This is a genomic window from Lysobacter sp., from assembly GCF_035655815.1.
GTDB lineage: Bacteria > Pseudomonadota > Gammaproteobacteria > Xanthomonadales > Xanthomonadaceae > Lysobacter_J.
Window position 1 is genome coordinate 1 of the sequence record NZ_DASRTS010000009.1, and the last position, 14267, is coordinate 14267.

13 protein-coding genes and 2 pseudogenes are annotated in these 14267 nt (G+C 68.0%); 8 read left to right on the forward strand and 7 right to left on the reverse strand.

Features of this window, described 5'->3' with window-relative positions; all coding sequences use genetic code 11:
• A pseudogene (locus tag VFE83_RS19480) lies at positions 1 to 223 on the forward strand (AAA family ATPase); the annotation flags it as partial.
• Here the strand turns inward: VFE83_RS19480 and VFE83_RS19485 are convergent.
• Positions 194 to 1171 (reverse strand): annotated as a pseudogene (locus tag VFE83_RS19485) (Clp protease N-terminal domain-containing protein); the annotation flags it as partial. The pseudogenes VFE83_RS19480 and VFE83_RS19485 overlap by 30 nt on opposite strands.
• A gap of 143 nt (positions 1172 to 1314) precedes the next feature.
• Here VFE83_RS19485 and otsB point away from each other — a divergent pair.
• From otsB to otsA, 3 genes are read left to right on the forward strand one after another with little or no spacing between them, the layout of a single operon-like run.
• Positions 1315 to 2064, forward strand: a complete 750-nt coding sequence (gene otsB / locus VFE83_RS01585; RefSeq protein WP_324903112.1) for a trehalose-phosphatase — start codon at positions 1315 to 1317, stop codon at positions 2062 to 2064.
• 57 nt (positions 2065 to 2121) lie between these two features.
• Positions 2122 to 3918, forward strand: coding sequence for a glycoside hydrolase family 15 protein (locus VFE83_RS01590; protein ID WP_324903113.1), 1797 nt, complete (start codon positions 2122 to 2124; stop codon positions 3916 to 3918).
• Positions 3915 to 5279 (forward strand): alpha,alpha-trehalose-phosphate synthase (UDP-forming), encoded by a 1365-nt coding sequence (gene otsA, locus VFE83_RS01595; protein ID WP_324903114.1) that lies wholly within the window; start codon positions 3915 to 3917, stop codon positions 5277 to 5279. Before VFE83_RS01590 ends, otsA begins: the two co-directional genes overlap by 4 nt.
• A 177-nt stretch (positions 5280 to 5456) precedes the next feature.
• Here otsA and gloA read toward each other — a convergent pair whose 3' ends face one another.
• The 6 genes from gloA to flgA form a co-directional block, all read right to left on the reverse strand.
• Positions 5457 to 5987, reverse strand: coding sequence for a lactoylglutathione lyase (gene gloA / locus VFE83_RS01600; protein ID WP_324903115.1), 531 nt, complete (start codon positions 5985 to 5987; stop codon positions 5457 to 5459).
• 52 nt (positions 5988 to 6039) lie between these two features.
• Positions 6040 to 7656 (reverse strand): hypothetical protein, encoded by a 1617-nt coding sequence (locus tag VFE83_RS01605; protein WP_324903116.1) that lies wholly within the window; start codon positions 7654 to 7656, stop codon positions 6040 to 6042.
• An 81-nt stretch (positions 7657 to 7737) separates the two neighbouring features.
• Complete coding sequence (locus tag VFE83_RS01610) at positions 7738 to 8985, reverse strand: ATP-binding protein (protein ID WP_324903117.1); 1248 nt, start codon at positions 8983 to 8985, stop codon at positions 7738 to 7740.
• Positions 8982 to 9320 (reverse strand): flagellar protein FlgN, encoded by a 339-nt coding sequence (locus VFE83_RS01615; RefSeq protein ID WP_324903118.1) that lies wholly within the window; start codon positions 9318 to 9320, stop codon positions 8982 to 8984. Before VFE83_RS01615 ends, VFE83_RS01610 begins: the two co-directional genes overlap by 4 nt.
• 11 nt (positions 9321 to 9331) lie before the next feature.
• A complete protein-coding gene (gene flgM, locus VFE83_RS01620) occupies positions 9332 to 9649 on the reverse strand; it encodes a flagellar biosynthesis anti-sigma factor FlgM (RefSeq protein WP_324903119.1) in 318 nt (105 codons plus the stop codon).
• An 88-nt stretch (positions 9650 to 9737) separates the two neighbouring features.
• Positions 9738 to 10316 (reverse strand): flagellar basal body P-ring formation chaperone FlgA, encoded by a 579-nt coding sequence (gene flgA / locus VFE83_RS01625; protein ID WP_324903120.1) that lies wholly within the window; start codon positions 10314 to 10316, stop codon positions 9738 to 9740.
• A gap of 1229 nt (positions 10317 to 11545) precedes the next feature.
• Between flgA and VFE83_RS01630 the strand changes: the two genes are divergently transcribed.
• From VFE83_RS01630 to VFE83_RS01645, 4 genes are all read left to right on the forward strand, one after another.
• Positions 11546 to 12472: a chemotaxis protein CheV gene (locus tag VFE83_RS01630; RefSeq protein ID WP_324903121.1), complete on the forward strand. Its 927-nt coding sequence runs from the start codon at positions 11546 to 11548 to the stop codon at positions 12470 to 12472.
• Between the two features lie 212 nt (positions 12473 to 12684).
• The gene (flgB, locus tag VFE83_RS01635) at positions 12685 to 13044 is read left to right on the forward strand and encodes a flagellar basal body rod protein FlgB (RefSeq protein ID WP_324903122.1); all 360 of its coding nucleotides are present in this window, start codon (positions 12685 to 12687) and stop codon (positions 13042 to 13044) included.
• An 11-nt stretch (positions 13045 to 13055) separates the two neighbouring features.
• The gene (gene flgC, locus VFE83_RS01640; protein ID WP_324903123.1) at positions 13056 to 13463 is read left to right on the forward strand and encodes a flagellar basal body rod protein FlgC; all 408 of its coding nucleotides are present in this window, start codon (positions 13056 to 13058) and stop codon (positions 13461 to 13463) included.
• An 83-nt stretch (positions 13464 to 13546) separates the two neighbouring features.
• On the forward strand, positions 13547 to 14212 hold the full coding sequence (locus tag VFE83_RS01645; RefSeq protein WP_324903124.1) for a flagellar hook capping FlgD N-terminal domain-containing protein: 666 nt from the start codon (positions 13547 to 13549) through the stop codon (positions 14210 to 14212).
• The last annotated feature ends 55 nt before the right edge of the window (positions 14213 to 14267 follow it).

The following is a 14267-nucleotide window of genomic DNA, read 5'->3' on the forward strand; positions in this document are numbered from 1 at the left end:
CGGTAAGACAGCCATCGTGGAGGGGCTGGCGCAGCGCATCGTCCGCGGGGACGTGCCGGAGGGGCTGAAGGACAAGACCGTCTTCGCTTTGGACATGGGCTCCCTGATTGCCGGCGCGAAGTATCGCGGCGAGTTCGAGGAGCGGCTGAAGGCGGTACTGAACGAGGTCAAGCAAAGCGACGGGCGTATCCTGCTCTTTATCGATGAACTGGCGGTATTCGTCCAGCGTCGTCGCGCCGATGCAGTGCAGCTCGCCGCGCGCGAGCGCCGGCTTGAGCATGTTGCCGGCATCCATGGCGCCCTCGGCCTTGCCGGCGCCGACCATGGTGTGCAGCTCGTCGATGAAGAGGATGATCTGGCCCTCGTTCTTGGCCAGGTCGTTGAGCACGGCCTTCAGGCGTTCCTCGAACTCGCCACGGAACTTGGCGCCGGCGATCAGCGCGCCCATGTCCAGCGACAGCACGCGGCGGCCGCGCAGGCCCTCGGGCACTTCGCCGTTGATGATGCGCTGCGCGAGACCTTCGACGATGGCGGTCTTGCCGACGCCGGGCTCGCCGATCAGCACGGGATTGTTCTTGGTGCGGCGCTGCAGGACCTGGATGGTGCGACGGATTTCCTCGTCGCGGCCGATCACCGGATCGAGCTTGCCGCTCTCGGCACGCGCGGTCAGGTCGATCGTGTATTTCTCCAGCGCCTGGCGCTGGTCTTCGGCGCTTTCGGACTGCACGGTCTCCCCTCCGCGGATCTTGTCGATCGCTGCTTCCAGTTTCTGCCTGTTGGCGCCGGCGGCCTTCAGTGCGCGGCCGAGGTCGCCGTTGTCGTCCAGTGCGGCCAGCACGAACAGCTCACTGGCGATGAAGGCATCGCCGCGCTGCTGCGCCAGCTTGTCGGTCACGTTGAGCAGGCGCGCCAGATCGTTGCCGACGCTGATGCTGCCGGCCTGCCCGGTGACCCGGGGCAGCTTTTCCAGTGTTTCGCCCAGGCGCTCACGCAGCAGAGGCACGTTGATGCCGGCCTGCGCCAGCAGCGGGCGCGTGCTGCCGCCGCTCTGGTCGAGCAGCGCGGTCATCAGGTGCACGGGCTCGATGACGTTGTGGTCGCGGCCCAGCGCCAGCGACTGCGCGTCGGCCAGCGCCTGCTGGAAACGCGACGTCAGTTTGTCCATTCGCATGGAGGTTCCCTCTCGGTATCGGTGGCGGCCCACTTGTCGTGATCGGGCCGCGATGCGCACCAGATGTGGCCCGTTCCGGGCCAATTCAACCGAATGTCGACGCGTGCACCTGATGCTGACATAGCCGCGTTCACAATGCGTGTATGTCTGCGCTTCCCAACCCCCTGCCCACCCCGCCGGCAGTGTCGTCCGACTGGGCCTTGTTCCTCGACGTGGACGGCACCCTGCTGGATTTCGCCGACGTGCCCGGCGACGTGCTCGTGGACCCCGGCCTGGTCGACGTGCTGGCCGTGCTGCACGGCCGCCTGGACGGCGCGCTTGCGCTGGTGAGCGGCCGGCGCCTGGCGCAGCTGGACGAACTGTTCGCGCCGCTCAAGCTGCCCGCCACCGGGCTGCATGGCCTGGAGCGTCGCGAGGAAGGCCATCTGGAAAAACACCCGCGCCCGCGCGCACTGGACGAAGCCGTCGCGTGGGGCAAGGCGCTGGCGCAGCGCTATCCCGGCGCGCGCGTGGAGGACAAGGGCACCACCATCGCGCTGCACTGGCGCGCCGCGCCCGATGCGGAAGACCTGCTGCGGCAGTACGCCGATTCCATCCTCATCGAACTGCCCGGCTATCACCTGCAGCCGGGCAACATGGTGGTGGAACTGCGACCCGACGGTGCGCACAAGGGCACCGCGGTCATCGACATGCTGCAGCATCCGCCCTTCAAGGGGCGTCGGCCCGTGTTCGTGGGCGACGACCTGACCGACGAGCATGCCTTCGCTGCGGTCAGCAGCCACGGCGGTTTCGGCGTGCTGGTCGGTTCGCGTCCGTCCAGCGGTGCGCGCTATGGCCTGCACGATCCCGCCGCGGTACGCGAGTGGCTGGAGGAAGGCCTGTCGCTGGCCTGAGCCACTGCGCGATGCCGTCCACGCGATCCCGATTGTTCCATTGATCCTGGAGTACGGATGACATCGAACGCCAGCCTTCCTTCCAGTCTCGAGCTGGGCCTCATCGGCAACGGCAGCGTGGCTGCGCTGGTCGACGCGCGAGCGCGCATCGTGTGGGGCTGCGTGCCGGCCTTCGACGGCGACCCGGTGTTCTGTGCGCTGCTCTGCCCGCGCGAGCACGCCGGCGGCGACTGGACCATCGAACTGGAAGACTTCGCCTACAGCGAGCAGCACTACATCACCAACACCGCGATGCTGCGCACGGTGTTGTGCGACACGCACGGCGGTGCGGTGGAGATCGTCGATTTCGCGCCGCGGTGGCACCAGAACGATCGTTTCTATCGACCGGTGATGCTGATGCGCCGCCTGCGTCCGCTGTCGGGCTCGCCGCGCATCCGCATGCGCCTGCGCCCGCTGTGCAGCTACGGCGCGCACCGGCCGGAAACCACCTGGGGCAGCAACCACATCCGCTACCTGGTGCCAGACTTCACGCTGCGACTGACCAGCGACCTGCCCGTGCGCCTGATCCGCGACGAGCTGCCGTTCGTGCTCGATCGCGACGCGCACCTCGTGCTGGGCCCGGACGAAACGCTCACGCAATCGGTGAGCGGATTCGTGCGCAATTCCGAGGAGCAGACCCTCTCGTACTGGCGCAACTGGGTGCGCAACCTGTCGATCCCGCTGGAATGGCAGGACGCGGTGATCCGCAGCGCGATCACGCTGAAGCTGTGCCAGTACGACGAAACCGGCGCCATCGTTGCCGCGATGACCACGTCGATCCCGGAAGCACCGCACACCGTCCGCAACTGGGACTACCGCTACTGTTGGCTGCGCGATTCGGCCTTCGTGGTGCGTGCGCTCAATCGTCTGGGCGCCACGCGCACGATGGAGGAATACCTGCGCTACGTGGGCAACGTTTCGACCTCGATGGGCGAACTGCAACCGCTGTACGGCATCGGCTATGAGCGGCGCCTGGAAGAGTCCGAGGTCGAGTCGCTGACGGGATATCGCGGCATGGGCCCGGTACGCCGCGGCAACCTCGCATGGCTGCAGAAGCAGCACGACGTGTACGGCAGCGTGGTGCTGGCCTCCACGCAGATGTTCTTCGACCAGCGCCTCACGCGCATGGGCGATGCGTCCACCTTCGCGCGGCTGGAACAGGTCGGCGAGCTGGCCTACGCCATGCACAACCAGCCCGACGCAGGCCTGTGGGAATTCCGTGGCCGCGAGGAAGTGCATACCTATTCCAGCGTGATGTGCTGGGCCGCGTGCGACCGCCTGGCGCGCATCGCCGTGCATCTGCGCCTGGCGCCGCAGGTTCGCCTGTGGCGGCACCGTGCCGACGAGATCCACGCGCGCATCCTCGAACACGCCTACAACGAGGAACTGGGCTATTTCGTCGAGGCACTGGACGGTAACCGCCTCGACGCGTCGCTGTTGCTGCTGGCCGACCTGGGCTTCGTCAAGCCGGACGACCCGCGCTTCGTGCGCACGGTGGAAGCCATCGGCAGCCAGCTCAAGCGCGGCGACGCGCTGTTCCGTTACATCGCGCCGGACGACTTCGGTGCGCCTGAAACCAGCTTCACCATCTGCACGTTCTGGTACATCGACGCGTTGGCTGCGATCGGGCGGCAGGAGGAGGCGCGGATCCTGTTCGAACGCATCCTGTCGCGGCGCAATCCGCTGGGACTGCTGTCCGAGGACCTGGACTTCGACGGCGGAGAAGCGTGGGGCAACTTCCCGCAGACCTACTCGCACGTCGGCCTGATCAACGCCGCCATGCGATTGTCCCGACCCTGGCAGGACGCCGCATGAGCCGGCTGGTCGTCGTTTCCAACCGCGTCGCCGTGCCCGGCCAGGCCAGCGCAGGCGGCCTGGCGGTGGCGTTGCAGGCGGCGCTGGAAGAGATCGGCGGACTGTGGTTCGGCTGGAGCGGGCGCATCGATCCGGACGAGTCCGGGCGCCTGAACGAAGTGGACGCCGGCAACATCCGCTACGTCACGATGGACCTGTCGCGGCGCGACCATGACGACTACTACAGCGGCTTCGCCAACCGCACGTTGTGGCCGCTGCTGCACTTCCGCATGGACCTGGTGGACTACAGCCGCGCGACCTACGCCGCGTATCGCCGCGTCAACGCGCTGTTCGCCGAGAAGCTCGCGCCGCTGCTGCGCGAAGACGACATCGTGTGGGTGCACGACTACCACCTGATCCCGATGGCCAAGCTGCTGCGCGAACTGGGCGTGCGTGCGCGGCTCGGCTTCTTCCTGCACGTGCCGATGCCCTCCTCCGACCTGCTGGCGGCATTGCCGCAGCATGAGCGGCTGTTCGAGGGCTTGTCGTCGTACGACCTGGTCGGCTTCCAGACCGAGCGCGACCTGGAACGCTTCCAGGACTACGTGCGCCTGTTCGGACGCGGCCGCGTGATCTCGCACGGCGTGCTGGAAACGCACCGTGGCCGACGTCTGCGCGCGGGCGCGTTCCCGATCAGCATCGACACCGCGCACATCGCCAGCCAGGCGGCCGCGGCGGTGAACCGACCCGGCGTGAAGCGGCTGGACCGCAGCCTGTCGGGGCGCGCGCTGGCGATCGGCGTGGACCGCCTGGACTATTCCAAGGGCCTGCCGGAACGCTTCCGCGCGTTCGGCCGCTTCCTCAAGCGCTATCCCGAGCATCGCGGCAAGCTCACCTTCCTGCAGATCGCGCCGGTCTCGCGCGGCGAAGTGCTCGAGTACCAGAACCTGCGCAACGAACTGGAACAACTGGCCGGCCACATCAACGGCGCGCACGCCGAGCCCGACTGGACGCCGGTGCGCTACGTCAACCGCAACTACCCGCACACCTCGCTCACCGGCTTCTACCGGCTGGCGCGCGTGGGCCTGGTCACGCCGCTGCGCGACGGCATGAACCTGGTGGCGAAGGAATACGTGGCCGCTCAGGACGCGGAGAACCCCGGCGTGCTGGTGCTGTCGAGCTTCGCTGGCGCCGCCCGCGAACTCGACGCCGCGCTGCTGGTGAACCCCTACGACCTGGACGGCGTGTCGGACGCACTCGCCGCCGCGATGGAGATGCCGCTGGAGGAGCGCCGCGAACGCTGGCAGACGATGATGGAACTGCTGCGCGTCAACGACATCACGGCGTGGCGGAAGAAGTTCCTGGCGGCGCTAAGGGAGTGAGGCTGCCGGAGTCTGTCGGTCCTCGGACCTTCACCGTGTACTGTCATTCCCGCGCACGCGGGAATCCATCCGTCCGGGTCGTCACGATTCCCGAAGGCTGCAGGTGCCGGAAAATGGATTCCCGCTTTCGCGGGAATGACGGCGGGAAGGAGCGTCTCGCGATTCGCCCATCGCGCCTTACACCCGCGCCGTCGGCTGCAGGATCTCCACCCAGTAGCCGTCGGGATCCTTGATGAAGGCGATGTCCTTCATGCGACCGTCGGTCAGGCGCTTCTGGAATGGCACGCCGAGTTGCTCGAAGCGTGCGCATGCGGCTTCCACTTCAGGCACCGACACGCAGATGTGGCCGAAGCCACGCGGATCGCTGTTGCCGTCGTGGTAGGCGAAGGACGCGTCGGACTCGGTGCCGTGGTTGTGGGTGAGTTCCAGCACGCCGCGCTGGCTGAGCAGCCACTCGCCGCGCGCGGGTTCCTCGGCGGGGATCTGCGCGGGGTCGTCCACCAGCACCAGGAAGTAGAGGCTGAACTTCGCCTCGTCGAAATCGCGCCGGCGCACCAGGGTGAAGCCGAGCACGCGCGTGTAGAAATCCAGCGACTTCGCGACGTCCCTGACGCGCAGCATGGTGTGGTTGAACACGAAGCCCTGCGTGGCGGGCTCGCGCGCGGCGGTGACGCCGGCGATGGCATTGAGTTCGGACTGCAGGGACATGGCGGGGCTCGCGTGTGGGGATCAGGTAAAGATGCGGACGTACGCGCGCGGATCAATGCGCCGGGCGATCGTCCGCGCCGCTTCCGGCAGGATCGGCATGGCGCTGCAGCGAGAGCAGCAGCAACAGGGCGGCCAGCGCGACGTACGCACCGAAAAACTGCCACAGGATGTTCTTCGCCAGGCCCTGCACCGCCCACGGCCAGTAGATGCTGCCGCGCGGGTCCACCGAGTGGATGAACCCGAACAGCGTCAGCACCGCGCCCACCAGCAGCACCACCGCAGCGCGGCGGAAGCGCTGGTCGATCATCGCCACCAGCGCGGTCGACCAGATCATCGCGGTGATGATGAAGCCGTTGCCCAGCGTGACGATGGTCGCCAGGTCCGGCAGGCCGTGGCCGTCCACGCCGTTGTACAGCGCGGCGAAACGCGACGGATCGATCCACGCCGGATTGCCCAGCTTGATCACCAGCAGGTACGCCACCGACGGCAGGAACGCCAGCGCCACGGCCGACGCATGCCGACGCGGGCTGTCGTGGAAGGCCTGCACGGTGATGTCCATGCCCACGTAGACGATGATCGGTGCCAGCACCGCGATCGGCAGCCACTGCACCAGCCCGGACACGTAGCCGAGCATCCCGCCCACCCCGATGAACAGCCCGGTGAGCAGCGTGTAGCCCATGCGCGCGCCCATGTGCTTGTACGCGGGCTGGCCGATGTACGGCGTGGTCTGCGCGACGCCGCCACAGAAACCCGCCACCAGCGTGGACACCGCCTCGGCCAGCAGCACGTCGCGGGTGCGGTAGTCGTCGCCCGCCGCGCGCGCGCTCTCGCTGACGTTGATGCCGCCCACCACCATCAGCAGGCCGAACGGCAGCAGCAGCGGGAGGTACGGCACGGTGTAGGCCAGCCCGTCGATGAAGCCCAGCGTCGGCAGCGGCAGGGTGAAACGCATCGCCACCGCGTCGGGCAGCCTGAAGCCCGGCGTGCCCAGGCCAGCCAGGCCCAGGCCGTAGTACAGGACGGTGCCGACGATGAAGGCCAGCAGCACGCCCGGCATGCGGATCGGCAGGCGTCCCTTCGCCACCAGCACGTACAGCAGCAGGCCGAAGGTGACGAAGCCCACCACCGGCGAGCGCAGCGTTTCGATCAGCGGCAGGAAGCCCAGCAGCGCCAGCGCGGCACCACCGATGGAGCCCAGCAGCGCCGCGCGCGGGACCGCGCGCGTGATCGCATCGCCGAAGAAGGACAGCACCAGCTTCAGCACGCCCATCACCACCAGCGAGGCCATGCCGAGCTGCCAGGTGGCGTTCGCCGCGGCCGCTTCGTCCATGCCCTGCTGCTTGAAGGCGACGAACGCCGGACCCAGCACCAGCAGCGCCATGCCGATGCTGGTGGGCGCGTCCAGGCCCAGCGGCATCGCGGTGACATCATCGCGCCCGCTCTGTCGCGCCAGCCGGTGCGCCATCCACGTGTAGATGCCGTTGCCCACCAGCACGCCGAACGCGGTGCCCGGGAACATGCGGCCGAACACGACGTCCGCGGGAAATCCGAAGATCCCGATCAGCGCGGCGGAGATGAAGCCCAGGATCGACAGGTTGTCGACCACCAGGCCGAAGAAGCCGTTGAGGTCGCCGGCGACGAACCAGCGGCGTTGCGAAGTGGACGGCATCGGATGCCTCGAGCGTGGGGTCGGCAGATCGTAGCCGCTTTGCGCGCGTGCGATGCGTCGCGAGCGCGCTGCGCCCGAGCGCTACTTGGCGCGCGGCCTCGACAGCTCGGGCTGCGCGATCGGCAGCACCACGCGGAACGTGCTGCCCTCGCCCGGGCGGCTGGTCACTTCGATGCGGCCGTGGTGCTTGGCGACGATGCGATAGGCGATGGCCAGCCCCAACCCGGTGCCGCGGCCGATCGGCTTGGTCGTGTAGAACGGATCGAAGATGCGCTGCTGCACTTCCTCCGGGATGCCGATGCCGTCGTCGGCCACGCTCACCCACACCTCGTCGCCTTCGGTGCCCATCGCCAGCGTGATCAGGCCACGATCGGCGATGGCCTGGCCGGCGTTGATCAAAAGGTTCATGAAGACCTGGTTGATCTCCGAGAGGTAGCACTCGACCAGCGGCACCTCGTCGTAGTGCTTCTCGACGCGCGCCTTGTACTTGAGGTCGTTCCAGACGATGTTGAGCGTGGATTCCAGGCCCTTGCGCAGGTCGGAAGGGCGCATGGGTTCGTCGCGCTCGACGTGCGAGAACTCCTTGAGATCCTGCACGATCTTGGTCACGCGCTCGATGCCCTCGCGCGATTCCTCCAGCAGCTTGGGCAGGTCGCCGACGATGAAGTCCACGTCCAGGCGCTCGCGCAACTGGCGCATCAGCGGGCGGCTGGCCGCCGGGTCGTCCGACTGCAGCGCACCGTTGTAGCCGTCCAGCAGCGCCAGCAGCGCGCCGACGTATTCCTGCAACGTGCCCAGGTTGGAGTGCACGTAGCCGATGGGGTTGTTGATCTCGTGCGCCACGCCCGCGGCGAGCTGGCCGATGGAGGCCATCTTCTCCGACTGCAGCAGTTGTTCCTGCGCGCTGGCGAGACGGTCGTAGGTGGATTGCAGCTCGTCGTGGCGGCGCCGCAGTTCGCCCTCGCGCGCCGAACGCACCGAGATGTCGGTCATCACCACGAAGCGGCGGCAGGCGCCGCGGTCGCGGCCGGCAAACGCCTTGATCTCCAGCACCAGCCCCGGCAATGCGGTCGGCACCTCGCCGATCCAGCGGCCGTCGCGCAGCGCGATCTGCCAGCCCTGGTCGGGGATGTACGACAGCAGCATGCCCGGGTCGGGTTGCCGGTCCTGCGGGTGCAGGCGCATGGCGAGCACGCGGGCGGCGTCGTTGCTGTGCAGCAGCTGTCCCTGGCCATCGAGCAGGAACACGGCCAGGTCGGATATGGACACGGCCCAGAGCATGTCGTCGCTCCAGGCGTTGATCGGTGTGTGGCCGCTGAGTTCGTTCATCCCACTCCGAGACAGCGCGCCTGGGGTCTGGCGCCCGACTGTCCGGTGGCATCGTACACGGTGTCGGCGTCGAGCCGACCGAGGTGGCGCAGCGACCAGTTCACCTCCCGGCGGCGGCGCGCCAGCAGGGCGCCGTTGGCCTGGTTGAGGTCGTTAAGGGCACGCACGCGCGATGCGTCCTGCGGTCCCACGCCCAGCACTTCGGCCTGGCGCAGCGCGTCCAGCTTGGCCCGGGTGGAGCCCAGCAGCGCGTCGACGTCGTGCTCGAGCAGCGCACGGCGCTCCTCGTGCAGCGCGCGCTCCAGCGCATCCAGCGGGTGAAGGTCGGCAGTCACGACGCCGGCGCTCACTTGCCCAGGGCGTTCTCGAGCGAAAGCATGCGGTCGGCGATCGCCTGCGGGTCGACGCGATAGCTGCCGTCGGCCAGCGAGGCGCGGATCGCGTTGACCTTGGCCACGTCGATGCCGGCCGGAGCCGCACCGAGCTCGCGCTCCAGTGCCTGCAGGCCCGCGGCATCGCCGGTGAGGCGCATCTGGTCGGCCGGGGCCGCGGCACCGACCGGCTGGTCGCGCTCCGCACCCGCCTTGGACTGCACGGACTGGCCGGCCGTCGCCTCGATCTGGCGAAGGGCGGGCGACATGGCGCCGTCGATCTTGTGGGTCATGGCTGACTCCTGGATAACGTGTTCGAACTGGATAACGGCCGCCCGCGGGCAGACTTGAGGGGAAAACCTGACAGGTTTGTAAGGGTGGTCACAAATTCACCTCGACCACCCCAGCTTCGACCAGCCGGCCCCGGATGATGCGACGCGAGGCCGTGTTCTCCACCGAGACCCTCCCGCCGATGGCCGCCGCACCCATCGCGCGACCGCCTACCCTGACCTCCATCCCGCCGGCGCGCGAGACTAGGGTGACCGGGTCTCCGCGCAGCACCGCCGGTTTTTCGGCATCGGTCGGGTTGCCCAGCGGCGTGGCCGGACGCAGGCGCCGGCCGACCGTCGCCGTTGGTGCCGCCGGAATGGCCGCCACCGCAGCGGCCGGCGCAGGTGCCTGGGCCTCATCGCCCTGCCGCACCCGCACCGGCACATAAACCTGCCAACCCGGACTATCGGCACAACGCACCGCCACTGAAGTGGCGCCATTGGCCGCCGCCTGCAGCGGCTGCGAGCACGCCGGCATGCGCAGGCGCGCCGCGACCACCACTTCGGCACCGTTGCTCAGCACGCTTGCCGCGGCGGCACGGACCGACTCCGGCGACTGGAATCCGTCGCCCCACGCCAACACCGGCCACAGCGTCAGCGCAGCCAGCAGATACCGGATTGGGGTGTGCATCACGGCCTCCAGGGAGGGAATGCGGAGGGGTGTGCAGGATTTGTGCCGGAGGGTTTGGGCGAGCCGACTCGCCTCCTTATTGCCCGTCATCCCGATTGCCCGTCATCCCGGCGAAAGCGGGGATCCATTGGCTGTTGCTTTTGCTCGTCATCCCCGCGAAGGCCCCGGACCCAGTTGCTATTGCTCCTAGCTCGTCATCCCCGCGAAGGCGGGGATCCAGGGACGTTTCACGCTTTACCGTTGTGCTGTCAGGAGCAACAGCCAAATCTTCCGTCCGTCTAAAGCCGGCCGGGTCTTCCCGACGAAGCAATCCCACGAACTGAAGCGGGTAGGTACCTTCGCGGGTCGGCTCCTGCCTCCGCGCTCAGCAGCGCACGTCCTGTGCGCTGCCCTCCGGGGCTTGCGGCGCGGTTGGCTGCTCAACAGCAACGGCAAAGCGGCTCTGGGTCGCGGCTTTCGTCCGGACCAAGGACGACGGCTAAAGACATCACCGCCGAGAGACGTCCGGTAAAGCGTGAAACGTCCCTGGATTCCCGCCTTCGCGGGAATGACGAGCAAGAAGCCAAAGCGAACCTTGTCGCCGGCGCTTTTGCCTTGCCGTTGCGTTGCCGTTGCTTGCCTTAGCCTTTGGCCTTGCCTTTGCTCTTGCTGTTGCTGTGAACAGCCAACCGCTTTCCTAGACCCGTAGGGCGTCGCACATGGATGTGCGGCGCATAGCAAGGAGGCAGGGACGCCGACTTGCGGGGCGCCGATTCCGTGACCGATCGCGGGATTGCTGTGTCGGGGAAGACCGTTTCTTTTGGTTACTTTTCTTTGGGTCAGCAAAGAAAAGTGACCCGGCCGGCTTTAGACGGACGGACGCTTTGGCTTCGTAGTTCAAGCGTGCCCGGAAAGCGTGAAAAGTCTTTGGATTCCCGCCTTCGCGGGGATGACGAGTAAAGGCAACGGCGGATGGATCCCGGCTTTCGCCGGGATGACGAGCAACGGCTGAAGGCGTCAATACTGAAGGGCGCCCGGTAAAGCGTGAAAAGTCCCTGGATCCCCGCCTTCGCGGGGGATGACGAGCCAAGGCGCATGGCAGTCGCGAGGCAGATGTGAGACTTCGGCAGGAATGACGCGCCAGCCACAAGCGACCGGCCGCGGCACACCCCTGCAACACCGCTACCCGACGACGTCACGTCGCGTCCCAGCCAGCTCAAGTCCCGCCCCTCCCGGCCGACAACCCGTCCATGAGTCAGGACCTGCTCGACCGCATCGACCAACGCACCCGCCTGGCCGGCCACAACCGGCTGGCCCTGCTGCTGTTCCGGCTGGGGTCGCGTCAGCTTTTTGGCGTGAACGTGTTCAAGGTGCAGGAAGTCCTGCCGCGGCCGCCGCTGTTCACCCTGCCGCAACTGCCGCCGGCCTTCAGCGGTGCGGCGGACGTGCGCGGGCGCAGCATTCCGGTGCTGGACCTGGCGCGGGCCATCGGCCATGGCGAAGCCGGTTCGGGCGATCCAAAGTACCTGGTGGTGACCGAGTTCAACCGCTCCGTGCAGGGCTTCCTGGTGTCGGCAGTGGACCGCATCGTCAACATCGCGGTGGAGGACATCCACCCGCCGCCGGAGCATGGCGCCGACCAGCACTACCTGACCGGCGTCACCCGCCACCACGGCGAGCTGATCCAGCTGATCGACGTGGAAAGCGTGCTGGCCGAGTCCGCACCCCGCGCCAGCGACGCCGACCGCATCGCGCCGCTGACCGCGGCCAGCCCGACCGCGCCGCGGCAGGTGCTGGTGGTGGACGACTCGCGCGTGGCCCGCAACCAGATCCGCCTGGTGCTGGAGCAGCTGGGCCTGGAATCGACCCTGCTGTCCGACGGTCGCCAGGCGCTGGAACACCTGCAGCAGCTGGCCCAGAACGGCGTGGTGGCGCACGAGCGATATGCCATGGTCATCTCCGACATCGAGATGCCCGCGATGGACGGCTACACCCTGACGACGGAAATCCGACGCGATCCGGCCCTGCGCGGCCTGTTCGTGCTGCTGCACACCTCGCTGTCGGGCGTGTTCAACATGGCGATGGTCGAGCGCGTGGGCGCCGACGACTTCGTGCCCAAATACTCCGAGCACGAGCTGGCGCAGCGCGTGGCGGCACGGGTGCAGTCGCTGGGGTGAGGTCGGGATCCGGGCGTCGGATCCGGAAAGCCGGCACGATTCCGGCATTCGTCGGCCGTGACGGACTCAGGCATGGATCCCCGCCTTCGCGGGATGACGGCTGAAAGCGCTGCCGCGACAGGCTCGTCCGAGTCCCGAGTCCCGAGTCCCGAGTCCCGACGTTCTGGCACAACCCTTGCCTCTCCTCCGGTGAACACCGACCCGGAGGCGTCATGTCCGACTTCCTTGGCATCCATGGCACTGCGCTGGCCCTGCGCGAGCAGCGGCTGCAGTTGCTGTCGGCCAACCTGGCCAACGCCGATACGCCCAACTTCAAGGCGCAGGACCTCGACTTCAACACGGCGCTGCAGGCCGCCCTGCAGCCCAACGCCGCCGTGGGCGACGGCCTCGACGCGGCGGCGCAGGGCGCGCGCTACGCGCGGCCGTCCAGCCAGCCCAGCGTGGACGGCAACACCGTCGACGGCGAACGCGAGCACGCGCTGTTCGCGCAGGCCGCGCTGGAGTACCGCGCCTCGCTGAACTTCGTCGAATCGAAGGTGCGCACCATGCTCACCGCGATCACCGGGCAATAGGGCGCGCGCGCATGAGCAACCTGCCCATCTTCGACGTCGCCGGTTCGGCGATGAACGCCCAGTCGGTCCGGTTGAGCACCATCGCCTCCAACCTGGCCAACGCCGATTCCGTGTCCGGCAATCCGGACGAGGTCTTCCGCGCCAAGCAGCCGGTGTTCCGCGCCGAAGCGGTGCCGGACCAGCCGGGCCTGGCCGGCGTGAACGTCGTGGAAGTGCGCGAAAGCGACGCCGCGCCGCTCAAGCGCTACGAGCCCGGCCATCCGCTCGCCGACGCGCAGGGCTACGTGTACGCGCCCGCGGTCGATTCGGTGGCGCAGATGGTCGACCTGATCTCGGCCTCGCGCAGCTACCAGGCCAACGTCGAGGTCTTCAACAGCGCCAAGGAACTGGCGCTGGCGACCTTGAACATGGGCCGCTGAGCGTGACCGGTGAATAGCGCTCCATCCGCACTGCCACGTCGCGCCAGCCGCCCGGCGCGCGGTCTCCCCATCAGGACATGCCCATGAGCACCATCGATTCGGACATCTATTCCGCGCTTGGCCAGACGGCCAACACGAACACCACCACCAAGAAGTCCGACTCGCTCGGCCAGGCCGACTTCCTGCGCCTGATGACCGAACAGCTCAAGTACCAGGACCCGCTGAACCCGATGCAGAACAGCGAGTTCCTGGGCCAGCTGGCGCAGTTCTCCACGGTGCAGGGCATCCAGGGCCTGCAGTCGACGATGGACGGCTTCACCTCGTCGCTGGCGACCGACCAGATGCTGCGCGGTGCGGCGCTGGTGGGCCGCGACGTGCTGATTCCCTCGGCCAAGATGACGCTGGGCGCCGAAGGCACCGTCAATGGCGTGGTCGCCGCGCCGGACGCCGGCAGCGTCACCTTCGAGGTCACCGACGCCAACGGCCAGAGCGTGCGCAAGTTCACCGTCAAGGCCGATGCGGCCGGCGAGGTGGCGTTCGAGTGGGACGGCAAGAACGAGGCCGGCGAACGCCTGCCCGCCGGTACCTACGGCGTCACCGCGACGTTAGGCGCGGGTGAAGGCAAGAAGAGCCTGAGCACCTACGTCGAAGCGCGCGTGCAGAGCGTGACCGTGGGCAGCGACGGCGTGTTCCTCGACCTGCCCGGCCTGGGCACCGCGCCGCTGGACTACGTGCTGCGCATCCGCTGACGACTTCCCTTCCCAACCCCTCTCCCGCGCGGGAAGAGGAACTCCACTCCGGAGA

Excerpts from the sequence above, each read along its gene's own strand:
- otsB (WP_324903112.1), top strand. The coding sequence starts at position 1,315 with ATGTCTGCGCTTCCCAACCCCCTGCCCACCCCGCCGGCAGTGTCGTCC.
- VFE83_RS01590 (WP_324903113.1), top strand. The coding sequence starts at position 2,122 with ATGACATCGAACGCCAGCCTTCCTTCCAGTCTCGAGCTGGGCCTCATC.
- otsA (WP_324903114.1), top strand. The coding sequence starts at position 3,915 with ATGAGCCGGCTGGTCGTCGTTTCCAACCGCGTCGCCGTGCCCGGCCAG.
- gloA (WP_324903115.1), bottom strand. The coding sequence starts at position 5,987 with ATGTCCCTGCAGTCCGAACTCAATGCCATCGCCGGCGTCACCGCCGCG.
- VFE83_RS01605 (WP_324903116.1), bottom strand. The coding sequence starts at position 7,656 with ATGCCGTCCACTTCGCAACGCCGCTGGTTCGTCGCCGGCGACCTCAAC.
- VFE83_RS01610 (WP_324903117.1), bottom strand. The coding sequence starts at position 8,985 with ATGAACGAACTCAGCGGCCACACACCGATCAACGCCTGGAGCGACGAC.
- flgM (WP_324903119.1), bottom strand. The coding sequence starts at position 9,649 with ATGACCCACAAGATCGACGGCGCCATGTCGCCCGCCCTTCGCCAGATC.
- flgA (WP_324903120.1), bottom strand. The coding sequence starts at position 10,316 with ATGCACACCCCAATCCGGTATCTGCTGGCTGCGCTGACGCTGTGGCCG.
- VFE83_RS01630 (WP_324903121.1), top strand. The coding sequence starts at position 11,546 with ATGAGTCAGGACCTGCTCGACCGCATCGACCAACGCACCCGCCTGGCC.
- flgB (WP_324903122.1), top strand. The coding sequence starts at position 12,685 with ATGTCCGACTTCCTTGGCATCCATGGCACTGCGCTGGCCCTGCGCGAG.
- flgC (WP_324903123.1), top strand. The coding sequence starts at position 13,056 with ATGAGCAACCTGCCCATCTTCGACGTCGCCGGTTCGGCGATGAACGCC.
- VFE83_RS01645 (WP_324903124.1), top strand. The coding sequence starts at position 13,547 with ATGAGCACCATCGATTCGGACATCTATTCCGCGCTTGGCCAGACGGCC.